This is a genomic window from Enterobacter sp. RHBSTW-00318, from assembly GCF_014101375.1.
GTDB classification, from domain to species: Bacteria; Pseudomonadota; Gammaproteobacteria; order Enterobacterales; family Enterobacteriaceae; genus Enterobacter; species Enterobacter ludwigii.
The window spans coordinates 3,448,451-3,464,658 of record NZ_JABXQH010000001.1 but is presented as its reverse complement, the minus strand read 5'-3'; the positions used below and the strand labels follow the sequence as shown (position 1 = coordinate 3,464,658).

At 55.8% G+C, this 16,208-nt stretch carries 11 protein-coding genes; 6 read left to right on the top strand and 5 right to left on the bottom strand.

Annotation, left to right across the window (positions count from 1 at the left end; translation table 11 throughout):
- Positions 1–215: 215 nt before the first annotated feature.
- The 3 genes from arcB to lptF all read right to left on the bottom strand — a co-directional run bounded on the left by arcB (position 216) and on the right by lptF (position 4,867).
- Entirely contained in the window at positions 216–2,549 is a 2,334-nt protein-coding gene (gene arcB / locus HV157_RS17110; protein ID WP_182268742.1) for an aerobic respiration two-component sensor histidine kinase ArcB, read from the bottom strand.
- 135 nt (positions 2,550–2,684) lie between these two features.
- A complete protein-coding gene (gene lptG / locus HV157_RS17105) occupies positions 2,685–3,767 on the bottom strand; it encodes an LPS export ABC transporter permease LptG (RefSeq protein ID WP_020883523.1) in 1,083 nt (360 codons plus the stop codon).
- Positions 3,767–4,867 (bottom strand): LPS export ABC transporter permease LptF, encoded by a 1,101-nt coding sequence (gene lptF, locus HV157_RS17100; RefSeq protein ID WP_014171825.1) that lies wholly within the window; start codon positions 4,865–4,867, stop codon positions 3,767–3,769. Before lptF ends, lptG begins: the two co-directional genes overlap by 1 nt.
- 266 nt (positions 4,868–5,133) lie before the next feature.
- Here lptF and pepA point away from each other — a divergent pair, with 266 nt between their 5' ends.
- The 5 genes from pepA to HV157_RS17075 all read left to right on the top strand — a co-directional run bounded on the left by pepA (position 5,134) and on the right by HV157_RS17075 (position 11,785).
- Positions 5,134–6,645: a leucyl aminopeptidase gene (pepA, locus tag HV157_RS17095; RefSeq protein WP_014171826.1), complete on the top strand. Its 1,512-nt coding sequence runs from the start codon at positions 5,134–5,136 to the stop codon at positions 6,643–6,645.
- Positions 6,646–6,756: 111 nt separating this feature from the next.
- Positions 6,757–7,200, top strand: coding sequence for a DNA polymerase III subunit chi (holC, locus tag HV157_RS17090; protein ID WP_008502815.1), 444 nt, complete (start codon positions 6,757–6,759; stop codon positions 7,198–7,200).
- Positions 7,200–10,055, top strand: a complete 2,856-nt coding sequence (locus tag HV157_RS17085) for a valine--tRNA ligase (RefSeq protein WP_182268741.1) — start codon at positions 7,200–7,202, stop codon at positions 10,053–10,055. Before holC ends, HV157_RS17085 begins: the two co-directional genes overlap by 1 nt.
- A 123-nt stretch (positions 10,056–10,178) precedes the next feature.
- A complete protein-coding gene (locus tag HV157_RS17080; protein ID WP_020883521.1) occupies positions 10,179–10,682 on the top strand; it encodes a GNAT family N-acetyltransferase in 504 nt (167 codons plus the stop codon).
- A gap of 83 nt (positions 10,683–10,765) precedes the next feature.
- Entirely contained in the window at positions 10,766–11,785 is a 1,020-nt protein-coding gene (locus tag HV157_RS17075) for an NAD(P)-dependent alcohol dehydrogenase (RefSeq protein ID WP_020883520.1), read from the top strand.
- A 91-nt stretch (positions 11,786–11,876) separates the two neighbouring features.
- On the opposite strand, the gene HV157_RS17070 is transcribed toward HV157_RS17075, so the two are convergent.
- Positions 11,877–13,523, bottom strand: a complete 1,647-nt coding sequence (locus HV157_RS17070; protein ID WP_032680191.1) for a glycerone kinase — start codon at positions 13,521–13,523, stop codon at positions 11,877–11,879.
- Between the two features lie 137 nt (positions 13,524–13,660).
- Between HV157_RS17070 and HV157_RS17065 the strand changes: the two genes are divergently transcribed.
- A complete protein-coding gene (locus HV157_RS17065; RefSeq protein WP_025202916.1) occupies positions 13,661–15,163 on the top strand; it encodes a helicase HerA-like C-terminal domain-containing protein in 1,503 nt (500 codons plus the stop codon).
- Here HV157_RS17065 and HV157_RS17060 read toward each other — a convergent pair.
- Positions 15,143–16,084: a TIGR01212 family radical SAM protein gene (locus HV157_RS17060; protein WP_121339897.1), complete on the bottom strand. Its 942-nt coding sequence runs from the start codon at positions 16,082–16,084 to the stop codon at positions 15,143–15,145. The two genes, HV157_RS17065 and HV157_RS17060, sit on opposite strands and share 21 nt — an antisense overlap.
- Positions 16,085–16,208 lie beyond the last annotated feature (124 nt).

The window sequence follows — 16,208 nt, the reverse complement described above, 5'->3', positions numbered from 1 at the left end:
TGCAACTCGCTGAAGCACATAATTAATTTTGATTAAAACGCTATGCTTCACACATTTCACTGATTCCTGTAACAAACCATTTAAGATTTGCTATCTTATTTGCGTGCGGCCTAAATTTTCAGGCGGCGTCCATACGAAAACAACACAAAAAAACAGGCGCAGCCACAATTTCCCTGGTGTTGGCGCAGTATTCGCGCACCCCGGTTAAGCCGGGGTCATTTTTTTCTGGCGTCCACCCAGGCTTTAAGCACCGCCACATCGTTCTGCCACTCTTGTTTCATCTCTTCAACCCAATCACCTACGTTATCTTCCCAGGCAGGTAAATCAGGTGACTGAATCTGTTGTCCCAGCTGCTGCAGGTGACGTAAGCCGACCGAGCCGGCCGCACCTTTGATTTTATGCCCTTCTTCCACAATGCCTTTCTGATCCCGCGCTGTCAGATTTGACTCCAGCACGCTCAGATAGCCCGGCATCATTTTTTCAAATACCGCCAGACCGTCGGTAATCAGTTTTGGACCAACCAGATCGATGTACTGCTCCAGCATCGCGGTATCGAGTATCGTTTGGGCTTTCGCACTATCCACAGACGTCATGGCGTTCTCCTCTTCATCATGGGTATCCCAGAACTTCTTGATCATGGCGGTCAGGGCAGGCACCGCCAGCGGCTTGCTAAGTACATCATCCATACCGGCATCGAGGTACTCTTTTTTATCTTTCAGCACGTTCGCCGTCAACGCCACCAGCGGCGGCAGTTCGTCGGCAGCGTACTGGCTCGTCAGTTCACGGGAAATATCCAGCCCGGTCATGTCCGGCAACTGAATATCCAGCAGAACGAGATCATATTCACCCGGCTTAAACATCTCCAGCGCGGCTTTACCGGTCATCGCCACATCCACGCTGTTGCCCAGTTTTTCCAGGACAGAGCGTGCGACAATTACGTTAAGCTCAATATCTTCCACCAGCAGGACATGCAGCGCAGGCAGCGGCATATCGTCGTTTTCGAAGGTATCTTCCACCTCTTCCGCCACCGCCGGCGCGTGCACCGTCAGCGTGAAGGTTGAGCCTTTGCCCGGATGGCTGGCGACGGTAATATCACCGCCCATGCTCTTCGCAAGGCGTTTAGACACCGCCAGACCAATTCCTGTGCCGGTAGCGGGCTTGCCGCCGTTGCTGTCCTTCACCTGATAGTACATCGCAAAGATTTTGTCCTGCTCTTCCTGCGGAATCCCAATGCCGGAGTCTTCCACCTCAAAGTGCAGCATGTCGCCCTGGTCATAGCGAATACGTACCGAGACCTGCCCCTTCTGGGTAAATTTGACCGCATTGCTGATAAGGTTCCACAGGATCTGGCGCAGACGCGTGCCGTCGGTAACCACCTTGTGCGGCAGCGGCAGCGTGGGATCCATGACAAAGCTCAGACCCTTCTGCTGCGCCTGCAAACCCGACAGGTTTTCCAGATCGGCAAGGAAACCGGTGAAATCAACCGGCTGGTTATCAAGCTGCACTTTGCGGCGTTCCATCTTATCCATATCGATAATATCGTTGAAGATATTCCCCAGCGTGACCGCTGAGACATGGATGGTTTTAAGGTATTTTTCCTGTTCTGCGGTGAGATCGGTGTCCAGCAGAATGCGGCTCAGGCCGACAATTCCGTTAAGCGGCGTACGCAGTTCATGGCTGATGGTGGAGATGAAGGTGGTTTTATCGCGGCTGGCACGTTCAAGGGCATCCTGATAGCGCTTACGTTCGGTGATATCACGGCCAAACCCCATCAGACCGTGGCGTTTCCCCACGCGGTCGTAGTACGGCACCTTACGGATCTCAAAGCAGGCTTTGCGCCCGTCGGGGTAATCCAGCCACTGTTCATAGGTCAGCGAAACGTTATGACGGAACACTTTTTCGTCCGTCTCCATCACTTTGGCGGCCGCCTCTTCGGAGTATACGTCCTGCGGCTTCAGGTGAATCAGCTGCTTCTCGCTCTTCCCGGTCAGCAGTTCCATCGCCCGGTTACAGCCGGAAAACTCTTTATCTTCATTACGGTAGAAAACCAGATCCGGTGATGCATCAAGGAACGAGCGCAGGAAAGAGGATTGCTGCTCAAGCTGGATCTGCGTCACCTCGCGCTCTTTCATTTCGATTTTCAGCTGCTCCAGCGTCGCCTGGCGCTCAGCCTCCGCCTTCTCACGATCCGAAATCTCCTGGTTCAGTTGGGCGATATTATCCTTTAGCTGAACGTTGAGCTTCAGATCGCGGTCGCGCATCTCTTCCAGTTTATCGACCAGTTTTGACAGGCGCTGACGGGACTCCTCCAGTTGTTCAACCACCACGGAGAGGAAATAGACCGCCCAGGGTGTAATCAGCAAGCCAAAGAAGATGGAGCGGATCACGTCGATACTCTCGACCTGACCGTGCAGAACCATGGTTACGGCCATCTGCACGACAATGGCCAGAACGACCAGCGCCAGTGCCAGCAGCATGGAGAAACGCACCAGCCCAAGCTTCATCATCAGATCGACGTAGTACTGGGCCAGCATTCGAATTTGCTTCATAGAGGATCCCTTCACGACTTTATCGCTCAATAATACTCAAATTCGCGGCGGGGCGTTGAAGGTTGTGAGAAAAAGTGCGGGGTGAAACAGGAGATTAGCCTCGCTTCCGGTTCTCCGGAAGCGAGGAGAGGTCTGTCAGGAGCGTTTCAGCATCAGCCAGAGGCTGATCAGGAAGAAGCTGGCGCTCGGCAGCAGCGCGCCGATAACAGGCGGAATGCCATAAACCAGCGTCAGCGGGCCGAAGATCTGATCGAGAACGTAGAATACAAAGCCGAAGCTGATCCCGGTCACCACGCGCACGCCCATCGGCACGCTACGCAACGGGCCAAAGATAAACGACAGTGCCATCAGCATCATCACCGCCACGGACAACGGCTGGAAGATTTTGCTCCACATGTTGAGCTGATAACGTCCGGCGTCCTGTCCGCTCGACTTCAGGTATTTCACGTAGTTGTGCAAACCACTGATGGAGAGAGCGTCAGGATCCAACGCCACCACGCCGAGTTTGTCCGGCGTGAGTTTGGTTTTCCACATGCCCGACACCGTCTGAGAGCCGGAGATCTGTTTTGGATCGGTCAGGTCTGACTCATCCACCTGCGACAACCGCCACTGCTTATGCTCGGCGTCAAACTTGGCCGAAGAGGCGTGACGCACGGAGAGCAAACGGCGATCGTCATTGAAGGTGTAAATACTCACGCCTCCCAGTTCGTCATCGCCCTTCACACGTTCGATATAGACGAAGCTGTCACCATCTTTTGCCCACAACCCTTGCTGCGTTGAGAGCAATGAGCCACCGTACATCGCCTGCGCACGATAGTTACGCGCCATCTGCTCACCCTGCGGTGCCACCCACTCGCCAATTGCCATGGTCAACAGAACCAGCGGGATCGCGGTTTTCATCACCGACAGCGCAACCTGCATACGGGTGAAGCCCGAAGCCTGCATAACAACCAGTTCACTGCGCTGTGCCAGCATCCCTAAGCCCAACAGCGCCCCCAGCAGGGCCGCCATCGGGAAGAAGATCTGCACATCTTTTGGCACGCTGAGCAGGGTATACATGCCCGCACCCAGCGCGTCATAGCTCCCCTGCCCGGCTTTTTTCAACTGATCGACAAATTTGATAATGCCGGAGAGCGACACCAGCATGAACAACGTCATCATGATGGTGGAAAAAATAGTTTTACCGATATAGCGGTCAAGAACGCCAAACGCCTGCATTAGAGGGCTCCTTTACGCGAGAAGCGGGCACGAATGCGGCGCACAGGCACCGTATCCCACAGGTTGAGTCCCACCGCCAGCAGCAGATACAGACCATTGACCACCCAGGTCCAGACGAACGGGTCAATTTTACCCTTACCACCGTTAGACTTAATTGAGGTCTGCAACAGGAAGAACACCAGGTACAGCAGCATGGCTGGCAACATTGACAGCACGCGTCCCTGACGTGGGTTAACCACGCTCAGCGGAACGACCATCAGAGCCATCATAAATACGGCGAATACTAGCGTGATACGCCAGTGCAGTTCGGCACGCGCACGGTTGTTGTCCGTATTGAACAGGGTACGCATATCCATTTGCTCGGTGTCACTTGGATCGAGCGCCACGGTCTGGTGACCAATAATGGCCTGGTAGTTCTGGAAATCGGTGATGCGGAAATCGCGCAGCATCGCAGTGCCTTCGAAGCGCGTGCCTTTATTGAGCGTCACCACCTGAGAGCCATCTTTACGCTGTGACAGTTGACCCGAATCGGCCACCACGACTGAAGGACGGGCATTCCCTTTGGTGCGGAGCTGCGCAAGGAACACATCGTTAAAGCGGCTACCATCCACGCTTTCGATAAAGAGAACAGAATTCCCGTCAGTCGCCTGCTGGAACTGGCCCTGCGCCAGTGCGGCCATACCCGGGTTTGCTTTGGCTTCTGCCAGCACTTCATCCTGGTGACGGGAAGACGTTGGGCCCGCCCACATCACATTCACCGCCGCAACAATACCTGTGAAAAGCGCCAGAACCATAGCGGCTTTCACCAGTACGGCTTTACTCAAGCCGCAGGCGTGCATCACGGTGATTTCACTCTCGGTATAAAGCTTGCCGAGCGTCATGAGCAGACCGAGGAAAAGACTTAGCGGCAGGATAAGCTGCGCCATTTCCGGGATCCCTAAACCAAGCAGGGAAAGCACCAGATTCGTAGGAATTTCGCCGTCAACGGCCGCACCGAGGATCCTGACCAGCTTCTGACAGAAAAAAATCAGCAGCAGGATGAAGAGGATCGCCAGCTGGCTTTTGAGCGTCTCCCGCACCAGATATCTTATGATTATCACTTTAAATACGCCCGTAAAAACCCGTCTCTTTGCTGGAAAATCGCTTGTTTCATGGCTTAAACGTCATTTATTCTCTTGAGTCGTCGAAATCATCGCTAAGATTAAAACATCCGGCGGATTCACGCTTCAGGACTTTTTCTGACGTGTCGAAACCGTAGTAACGTAAGATTAACACGAAGTCACCACAACAGCGGACATGAGTTACGAAAGGTTTCAATTCTATCTGTAGCAGCCGCTGTTGTCTTTAAGATTCAGGAGCGTAGTGCATGGAGTTCAGTGTAAAAAGCGGTAGCCCGGAGAAACAGCGGAGTGCCTGCATCGTTGTGGGCGTCTTTGAACCACGCCGACTCTCCCCGATCGCCGAGCAACTCGATAAGATCAGTGATGGCTACATCAGCGCCCTGCTGCGCCGTGGCGAACTGGAAGGCAAACCTGGGCAGACGCTGTTACTGCACCATGTTCCAAACGTACTGTCTGAACGTATTCTGCTGATTGGCTGCGGTAAAGAGCGCGAGCTGGATGAACGTCAGTATAAGCAGGTTATTCAGAAAACGATTAATACGCTGAATGATACCGGCTCAATGGAAGCCGTTTGCTTCCTGACCGAGCTGCACGTCAAAGGCCGTAACACCTACTGGAAAGTGCGTCAGGCGGTCGAAACGGCAAAAGAGAGCCTGTACAGCTTCGACCAGCTGAAAACCAACAAAAGCGAGCCACGTCGTCCGCTGCGTAAGATGGTCTTTAACGTACCGACCCGTCGCGAGCTGACCAGCGGTGAACGCGCTATCCAGCACGGTCTGGCAATTGCTGCCGGGATTAAAGCCGCAAAAGATCTGGGCAATATGCCGCCTAACATCTGTAACGCAGCGTATCTGGCCTCTCAGGCACGTCAGCTGGCTGACGCCTACAGTAAGAATGTCATCACCCGCGTCATCGGCGAACAGCAGATGAAAGAGCTGGGAATGCACTCCTATCTGGCAGTCGGCAACGGCTCCCAGAATGAGTCGCTGATGTCGGTTATCGAGTACAAAGGTAACCCGTCTGAAGATGCGCGTCCGATTGTGCTGGTTGGTAAGGGTCTGACCTTCGATTCCGGCGGTATCTCCATCAAGCCTGCCGAAGGCATGGACGAGATGAAGTACGACATGTGTGGTGCAGCAGCAGTGTATGGCGTGATGCGTATGGTGGCGGAACTTCAGCTGCCGATAAACGTCATTGGCGTGCTGGCGGGCTGTGAAAACATGCCAGGCGGTCGTGCGTACCGTCCGGGTGACGTTCTGACGACCATGTCCGGCCAGACCGTTGAAGTGCTGAACACCGACGCCGAGGGCCGTCTGGTGCTGTGCGACGTGCTGACCTACGTTGAGCGCTTCGAGCCTGAAGCGGTCATTGACGTGGCCACGCTGACCGGTGCCTGTGTGATTGCGCTGGGCCATCACATCACCGGGCTGATGTCGAACCACAATCCTCTGGCGCACGAGCTGATTGGCGCGTCCGAACAGGCCGGCGACCGCGCATGGCGTCTGCCACTGGGTGACGAGTACCAGGAACAGCTGGAGTCTAATTTCGCCGATATGGCGAACATCGGCGGTCGTCCTGGCGGGGCAATTACTGCGGGCTGCTTCCTGGCGCGCTTTACCCGTAAGTACAACTGGGCGCATCTGGATATCGCAGGTACCGCCTGGCGTTCCGGTAAGGCCAAAGGCGCAACCGGTCGTCCGGTCGCGTTACTGTCGCAGTTCCTGCTCAATCGTGCGGGTTTTAACGGCGAAGAGTAATTGCCGTCAGATGCCCGGTAGCGCTACGCTTACCGGGCCTACGGAAAGATGCCGTTTGTAGGCCGGCTCAGCCCGGCCTTGCATTTAAATCCACAACAAGAAGCCCCATATATGAAGAATGCAACGTTCTACCTTCTGGACAACGACACCCATCAGGACGGCCTCAGCGCAGTTGAACAGCTGGTGTGTGAAATTGCCGCAGAACGTTGGCGCGCAGGTAAACGCGTTCTGATTGCCTGCGAAGATGAGCAGCAGGCCATCCGCCTTGACGAAGCACTCTGGGCACGCCCGCCGGAGAGTTTTGTTCCGCATAATCTGTCTGGCGAAGGCCCTCGTGGCGGCGCACCGGTAGAGATTGCCTGGCCGCAAAAGCGCAACAGCAGCGCGCGCGATATTCTGATTAGCCTGCGGATAGATTTTGCAGATTTTGCCACCGCTTTCACAGAAGTGGTAGACTTTGTCCCTTACGAAGAATCTTTGAAACAACTGGCGCGCGAACGCTATAAAGCGTACCGCCTGGCTGGTTTTAACCTGAATACGGCAACCTGGAAATAATGGAAAAGACATATAACCCACGCGATATCGAACAGCCGCTTTACGAGCACTGGGAACAGCAGGGCTATTTCAAGCCTAACGGCGATGAAAGCAAAGAGTCCTTCTGCATCATGATCCCACCGCCGAACGTCACCGGCAGTTTGCATATGGGTCATGCCTTCCAGCAAACCATCATGGATACCATGATCCGCTACCACCGCATGCAGGGCAAAAACACCCTGTGGCAGGCGGGGACTGACCACGCGGGTATCGCGACCCAGATGGTGGTTGAGCGTAAAATTGCCGCTGAAGAAGGTAAAACCCGCCACGACTACGGTCGCGACGCGTTCATCGATAAAATCTGGCAGTGGAAAGCAGAATCCGGCGGTACCATCACCCGTCAGATGCGCCGTCTTGGCAACTCCGTGGACTGGGAGCGCGAGCGCTTCACCATGGACGAAGGCCTTTCCAACGCCGTTAAAGAAGTGTTTGTCCGTCTGTACAAGGAAGACCTGATTTACCGTGGCAAGCGCCTGGTAAACTGGGACCCTAAACTGCGCACCGCTATCTCCGACCTGGAAGTGGAAAACCGTGAGTCTAAAGGCTCCATGTGGCATATCCGCTATCCGCTGGCCGACGGCGCTAAAACGGCAGACGGTAAAGATTACCTGGTGGTAGCGACCACCCGTCCGGAAACCCTGCTGGGCGATACCGGCGTGGCCGTTAACCCGGAAGATCCGCGTTATAAAGATCTGATTGGTAAATTCGTGGTGCTGCCGCTGGTTAACCGCCGCATTCCCGTTGTGGGCGATGAACACGCCGACATGGAAAAAGGCACCGGCTGTGTGAAAATCACCCCGGCACACGACTTCAACGACTACGAAGTGGGCCGACGTCACGCCCTGCCAATGATCAACATTCTGACGTTCGACGGTGATATCCGTGAAAGCGCGGAAGTGTATGACACCAAAGGTAACGAATCCGACGTTTACTCCAGCGACATTCCGGCTGAATTCCAGAAAATGGAACGTTTTGCCGCGCGTAAAGCGATTGTCGCTGCAGTGGATGCACTCGGCCTGCTGGAAGAGATCAAACCTCACGATCTGACCGTGCCGTACGGTGACCGTGGGGGTGTTGTTATCGAGCCAATGCTGACCGACCAGTGGTACGTGCGCGCCGACGTGCTGGCGAAACCGGCTGTTGAAGCGGTTGAGAACGGCGACATCCAGTTCGTGCCGAAGCAGTATGAAAACATGTACTTCTCCTGGATGCGTGATATTCAGGACTGGTGTATCTCCCGTCAGCTGTGGTGGGGCCACCGTATCCCGGCCTGGTACGACAGCGAAGGCAACGTCTATGTTGGCCGCAGCGAAGATGAAGTTCGTCAGGAAAACAACCTGAGTGCCGATGTCGCCCTGCGTCAGGACGAAGACGTACTGGACACCTGGTTCTCCTCCGCACTGTGGACCTTCTCCACGCTGGGCTGGCCGGAGAACACCGACGCGCTGCGTCAGTTCCACCCAACCAGCGTGATGGTGTCCGGCTTCGACATCATCTTCTTCTGGATCGCCCGCATGATCATGATGACCATGCACTTCATCAAAGATGAAAACGGCAAGCCACAAGTTCCGTTCCATACCGTCTACATGACCGGTCTGATTCGTGACGACGAAGGCCAGAAGATGTCCAAGTCCAAGGGTAACGTTATCGACCCGCTGGACATGGTTGACGGTATCTCCCTCGAAGAGCTGCTGGAAAAACGTACCGGCAACATGATGCAACCGCAGCTGGCAGAGAAGATCCGCAAGCGTACTGAGAAACAGTTCCCGAATGGGATCGAACCTCACGGTACTGACGCCCTGCGTTTCACTCTGGCGGCACTGGCTTCAACCGGTCGTGACATCAACTGGGACATGAAGCGTCTGGAAGGTTACCGTAACTTCTGTAACAAGCTGTGGAACGCCAGCCGCTTCGTGCTGATGAACACCGAAGATCAGGATTGCGGCTTCAACGGCGGCGAGATGACCCTGTCTCTGGCCGATCGCTGGATCCTGGCAGAGTTCAATCAGACGGTGAAAGCCTTCCGCGAAGCGCTTGACAGCTACCGCTTCGATATCGCGGCGGGCATTCTGTATGAATTCACCTGGAACCAGTTCTGTGACTGGTACCTTGAGCTGGCAAAACCGGTAATGAACGGCGGTTCTGACGCGGAACTGCGCGGTACGCGCAACACGCTGATTACCGTTCTGGAAGGTCTGCTGCGTCTGGCGCACCCGATTATTCCATTCATCACCGAAACCATCTGGCAGCGTGTGAAAGTGATTGCCGGCATCAACGCCGACACCATCATGCTGCAGCCGTTCCCGGAATTCGATGCAGCGAAGGTCGATGAAGCGGCGTCAGCCGATACCGAATGGCTGAAACAGGCGATCGTGGCGATACGTAATATCCGTGCCGAAATGAACATCGCCCCGGGTAAACCTCTGGAACTGCTGCTGCGCGGTTGCAGTGAGGCTGCTGTTCGCCGTGTCACCGAGAACAACACCTTCCTGAAAACCATGGCGCGTCTGGAAAGCATCACCGTGCTGCCTGCGGATGACAAAGGTCCGGTATCCGTGACCAAAATCATCGACGGCGCCGAGCTGCTGATCCCGATGGCAGGTCTTATCGACAAAGACGCTGAGCTGGCTCGTCTGGCAAAAGAAGTGGCTAAGGTCGATGTGGAAATTGGCAAAATCGAAAGCAAACTGGCGAACGAAGGCTTTGTTGCCCGTGCGCCGGAAGCGGTTATCGCGAAAGAGCGTGAGCGTCTGGTTGCCTTCGCCGATGCTAAGACCAAACTGATCGAGCAGCAGGCGGTTATTGCAGCTCTGTAATGCTTTTACCCCTTACGCTTCAGGGCGTAAGGGGTATCCTTCCTGAAAACTCCTCGCTTGCGCTCCCTTTACTGCGGTGCTATTAACAGCAGTTGTGTGTCAATTTTTGTAATGAGTAAGACTATGAGCGTGATTACCCCCGTCGCGACGACGATGCGTCGGATCACTGAGCAGGACAACCCGGCTATTGCCGCCGTTATCCGAACGGTTTCCGCAGAGTATGGCCTGACCGCCGACAAAGGTTATACCGTTGCCGACCCGAATCTGGATGAGCTGTTTCAGCTGTACAGCCAGCCGGGCTACGCCTATTGGGTTATTGAGCAGAACGGTCAGGTGGTGGGCGGCGGTGGCGTGGCACCTTTAAGCTGCAGCGAGCCGGATATCTGCGAACTGCAAAAAATGTATTTCCTGCCGTCGGTACGCGGGCAAGGGCTGGCGAAAAAGCTGGCGCTTATCGCCCTTGAACATGCGCGTACTCAGGGTTTTAAACGCTGTTACCTGGAAACAACCGCCTTCCTCAAAGAGGCCATTGGCCTGTATGAACATCTGGGCTTTACGCATATTGATGCGCCGCTGGGCTGTACCGGCCACGTCGATTGCGAAGTCAGGATGCTGAAAACTCTGTAAAGGGCATTCCTGCCCTCTTCTGTTAAGCGACTGTAAACTGAATGCTCTACACTCTCAGTTCACACCATAACGGGGGAAACACGATGTCGAAGATAAAAAGCTACGCCGCACCGCAGGCGGGTGCAGAACTTGAGCTGTACGAATACGATGCGGGCGACCTAAAAGCAGAAGACGTCGAAGTGCAGGTTGATTACTGCGGGATCTGCCACTCCGATCTCTCCATGATCGACAATGAATGGGGCTTCTCACAGTATCCACTGATTGCTGGCCACGAAGTCATTGGCCGCGTTGTAGCGCTCGGTAGCGCCGCACAGGACAAAGGGCTGAAGGTCGGCCAGCGCGTGGGTATTGGCTGGACGGCGCGCAGCTGTGGTCACTGCGATGCCTGTATCAGCGGTAACCAAATTAACTGCCTCGAAGGCGCAGTCCCTACCATTCTGAACAAAGGCGGTTTCGCCGATAAACTGCGTGCCGACTGGCAATGGGTTATTCCCCTGCCGGACAGCATTGATATCGAATCTGCCGGTCCGCTGCTGTGCGGCGGTATCACCGTATTCAAACCGCTGCTGATGCATCATGTCACCGCCACCAGCCGTGTGGGTGTCATCGGGATTGGTGGTCTGGGCCATATCGCAATCAAACTGCTGCACGCGATGGGCTGTGAAGTCACGGCGTTTAGCTCGAACCCGGCCAAAGAGAAAGAAGTGCTGGCGATGGGGGCGGATAAGGTAGTCAACAGCCGCGATCCGCAAGCGCTCAAATCGCTGGCAGGTCAGTTTGATCTGATCATCAATACCGTTAACGTCGATCTCGACTGGCAACCGTACTTTGAAGCGCTGGCCCACGGCGGTAACTTCCACACCGTCGGTGCGGTGATGAAGCCGCTGCCGGTGCCTGCGTTTACGCTGATCGGGGGGGATCGCAGCGTCTCCGGTTCAGCAACCGGTACGCCGTTCGAATTGCGCAAACTGATGAAGTTTGCCGGACGCACTAAAGTGGCGCCCACCACCGAACTGTATCCGATGTCTAAAATCAACGAAGCTATCCAGCATGTGCGTGACGGTAAAGCCCGTTATCGCGTGGTGTTGAAAGCGGATTTTTGATGTGAACGCGCGGGGTGCGTGCGGCCTGATTGCACGCATCTCCACCCTCTCCCATCGGGAGAGGGTGTAATACTCAAAACGCTAACGGGTGTTACCGTTTTGCTGCGGTCATTGCCTTGAACACCTCTGCCACCGCCACGGCCCCCGGGTCGGTCACCCCCTCCAGGTTCTCTTTGTTGACATACGACGAACGTCCGGCACCCGCTTTCACCATATTCGCTGTCGCCTCAGCGCCCGCGTTCGCAGCCTGCGCAGCAGCCTGAAGGTCGCCTTTCTGCAATGCCTCCAGCGCCGGTTGCAGGGCATCGATCAAGGTGCGATCGCCAAGATCTGCCCCACCATACTGCTTCATCTGCGCCAGCCCGCTTAAGAGCGCTTCCGGCAACGGCTGACCATCGTGCAGCGTCTGCCCGGCAGCGGTAAAGAAGATCGACATCAGCACACCGCTTGAGCCCCCCATAACCGTTGCCAGCCGCTCGCCAACCAGCAGCAACAGCGTCGACACATCATTTAGCGGAAGCTGTTTCTTCTCCAGACGCTGCGCAATATCCCGCGCCCCTTGCGCAAAGGTAGAGCCCGTATCGCCATCACCCACTTTGGCATCCAGCGCATTGAGGCGGTTTTCCAGCTGGATCAGCGTCTGCGTGACCGTGGAGACGATCTCTGCGACCCGTGGATTGTCCGAGGCGGTATATTCCACGCGGTCATGGATCGCGCTATGTTCCTGCACGCGCAGCGGCGCAAACGCCACCGGCTTCTGCCAGCCCAACGTCTCCACCTCTTCATGGAGAGCTTTTTCGAACAGATCGTTAAGCTTCAGCAACGTCAGCGAAAAGCCTTTCATATCCAGGGCACTCACCAGCGGTGCCGGACCAATCAGATAAGCGATATTCTCTTTCAGCGCCGAGTGGGCGAGCTCTTTGGTGAGCAACGCCATCTCCAGCGCCGACACGCCGCCGAGGTTATTGATAAGCACCGCAAAACGCCCGTTACCGGCCTGCGCTTTGAGCGGCTCGACCAGCGTGTCGATGATGGCTTTGCTGTTTTGCGTATCGACAACCGAGGCACCAGGCTCCCCGTGGATCCCAAGCCCCAGCTCCACGTGCCCCTGCTTGATCCGCCCCTCTTCATCATCACTGCCCGGCAGGTTACAGGTTTGCATTGCCACGCCCAGGCTCCAGAGATTATCGCAAGCCTGTTGCGCGATATCGCGCACCTCGGTCAGTGATTTGCCGTGCTCTGCCGCATAGCCCGCGATTTTATGAACCAGTGCCGTACCGGCGATACCGCGCGGCTGTTTGTTATCCGGCAGGGCAATATCATCGGCGACAATGACCATCTCGACCTTCAGGCCATAGCGCTTGGCTTTTTCTGCCGCCAGGCCGAAATTAAGCCGGTCGCCGGTGTAATTTTTCACGATCAGCAGACAACCCCGATCGCCCGTTACCGCCACAATGGCGTTCAGCACCGCATCAACGCTCGGCGAAGCAAAAAGATCCCCGCACACCGCTGCCGTGAGCATCCCTTTGCCGACAAACCCGGCGTGTGCAGGTTCGTGACCAGAGCCACCGCCTGAAATAACCGCCACCCGGCTTTTATCCCAGTCGCTGCGCGCCACCACCCGAATGGCCGGGTCGATATCAAGTTTGACGAGATTAGCGTGTGGTGCCGAAATCAGTATGCCTTCGATGGCGTCGTTGACCAGCTGTTTGCGATCGTTAAAGAAGAATCTGGACATAGTTTTCCAAAATTTTGTGAACCGTATGCAAAAGCATAGTCCGCGCTGGATAATGCGCCGCAAAGTCAGCAATTTACTCAGCCATTTTGCCGTCAGGTTGCCTATACTCGACCGAGGACTAAGAGAGGAAGCGCATTATGAGTACACCATTGTTAATTGCCCGCACGCTGGACAAAGAGCTGTTTTTACTGCCCGCGATGGCCAACCGCCACGGTCTCATCACCGGGGCCACCGGGACGGGGAAAACCGTGACCCTGCAGAAGCTGGCAGAGTCGCTTTCAGAGATTGGCGTACCGGTCTTTATGGCCGATGTAAAAGGCGATTTAACCGGTGTGGCTCAGGAAGGCACTCCGTCCGAAAAACTGCTCGACCGACTCAAAAATATCGGCATCACGGACTGGACACCGCACAACAATCCGGTCGTGTTATGGGATATCTTTGGTGAGAAAGGTCACCCGGTACGTGCAACCGTCTCTGATCTCGGTCCGCTGCTGCTGGCTCGTCTGCTCAACCTCAACGACGTGCAGTCCGGTGTGCTGAACATCATCTTCCGTATTGCCGACGACCAGGGTCTGCTGCTGCTTGATTTCAAAGATCTGCGGGCCATTACCCAGTACATCGGTGATAACGCCAAATCGTTCCAGAACCAGTACGGTAATATCAGCAGCGCCTCCGTCGGGGCCATCCAGCGCGGGTTACTGACCCTGGAGCAACAGGGTGCCGAACATTTCTTTGGCGAGCCGATGCTGGATATCAAGGACTGGATGCGCACCGACAGCAACGGGAAAGGCATCATCAATATTCTGAGCTCAGAGAAGCTTTACCAGATGCCGAAGCTCTACGCCGCCAGCCTGCTGTGGATGCTCTCTGAACTGTACGAGCAGTTACCTGAAGCCGGCGATCTCGACAAACCCAAGCTGGTCTTCTTCTTCGACGAAGCGCACCTGCTGTTTAACGATGCGCCACAGGTTCTTCTGGATAAGATTGAACAGGTGATCCGCCTGATCCGCTCTAAAGGCGTCGGCGTCTGGTTTGTTTCGCAAAACCCGTCCGATATTCCTGACAACGTGCTGGGACAGCTTGGCAACCGCGTACAGCATGCCCTGCGCGCCTTTACGCCGAAAGATCAGAAGGCCGTTAAAGCCGCCGCACAAACCATGCGAGCGAACCCGGCATTTGATACCGAAGCGGCCATCCAGGCGTTGGGCACCGGTGAAGCGCTTATCTCTTTCCTGGATGCAAAAGGCAGCCCGTCCGTTGTGGAGCGCGCAATGGTGATTGCCCCTTGCTCCCGGATGGGACCCGTGACGGACGATGAACGCAACGGCCTGATTAACCGCTCCCCGCTGTATGGTAAGTATGAGGACGACGTGGATCGCGAGTCGGCATTCGAGATGCTGCAAAAAGGGGTACAGGCCACCACCGAATCCCAGGACGCGCCTGCCGCCAAAGGCCAGTCTGTTGCCGTGGACGACGGCATCCTGGGCGGGCTTAAGGATATCCTGTTTGGTACAACCGGACCACGCGGCGGCAAACGCGATGGCGTCGTGCAGACCATGGCGAAAAGTGCAGCGCGTCAGGTCACGAATCAGATTGTACGCGGCATGCTGGGGAGCCTGTTAGGCGGTCGTCGCCGGTAAGCGGGGAACCCAGGGGCGACCAAGCGCCGACCCCTGTACGCCGTGCTCTTGCAGATAACGGTCGATTTCCACCATCCCCGTCCAGCGGTTCTCACACCAGAGCGGTGCAAGAAGCGTTGGACGGCGGGCGCTGGCGGAGATGCGGTGGTAGACAATCTCCGGCGGGGTGTGCCGAATCATCTCCCCCGCCGTCATCGTATACGCATCAAGCTCAATACCGGTTAAGCGCCCGGCTTCCCAGGCTTTGGCCATGATACTGCCCTTTACGATGTGCAGTGGATGCAGCTTAATTCCGTCCACACCGGTCTCGACCACCTTTTCCAGTGTCTCAAGACCGTGCTGCTGCCCTTCGCCAGGCAGGCCGACAATCAGGTGCGAGCACACCTTTAGCCCACGCTCACGCGCGAGACGTGTGGTGCGCTGGTAACAGGCGAAATCATGTCCACGGTTGATGCGGTGCAGAGTTTTGTCGTGCGCACTTTGCAGGCCCAGCTCCAGCCAGATCTCATACCCTTGCTCCTTGTACTCGCTGAGCAGGTCCAGTACCGCTTCCGGCACGCAGTCCGGGCGGGTGCCCACACACAGCCCTACGATACTGGCCTGACTTACCGCCTGCTGATACATGGAGCGCAAGACCTGTACTTCCGCCCATGTGCTGGTGTAGGCCTGGAAATAGGCCAGATACTGTTTCGCACGGTTGACCAGACTCGCCTGATGGGACAGCTGTTCGACGATGGAATGATGCTGCTGCGCTTCGTCAGCAAAAGACGCCACATTACAGAAAGTACAGCCCCCGCGCCCGATCGTCCCGTCACGGTTCGGGCAGCTAAAACCGCCATGCAGCGTCAGCTTGTGAACCTTTTGCCCGTAACGCTGCAAAAGATCCCCACCAAACATATTGACTAATTTCTGTAACTGCATAATCTGGTAGACCGTCCCAAAGAAAGGGGACAAGCCTGCCATTTTTAGCCTCTGTCGGCGATGACCTGGATCAATCGCCCTGGACGGCCTTTATCTCTATGAATAAATACTCAGGATTACTGCA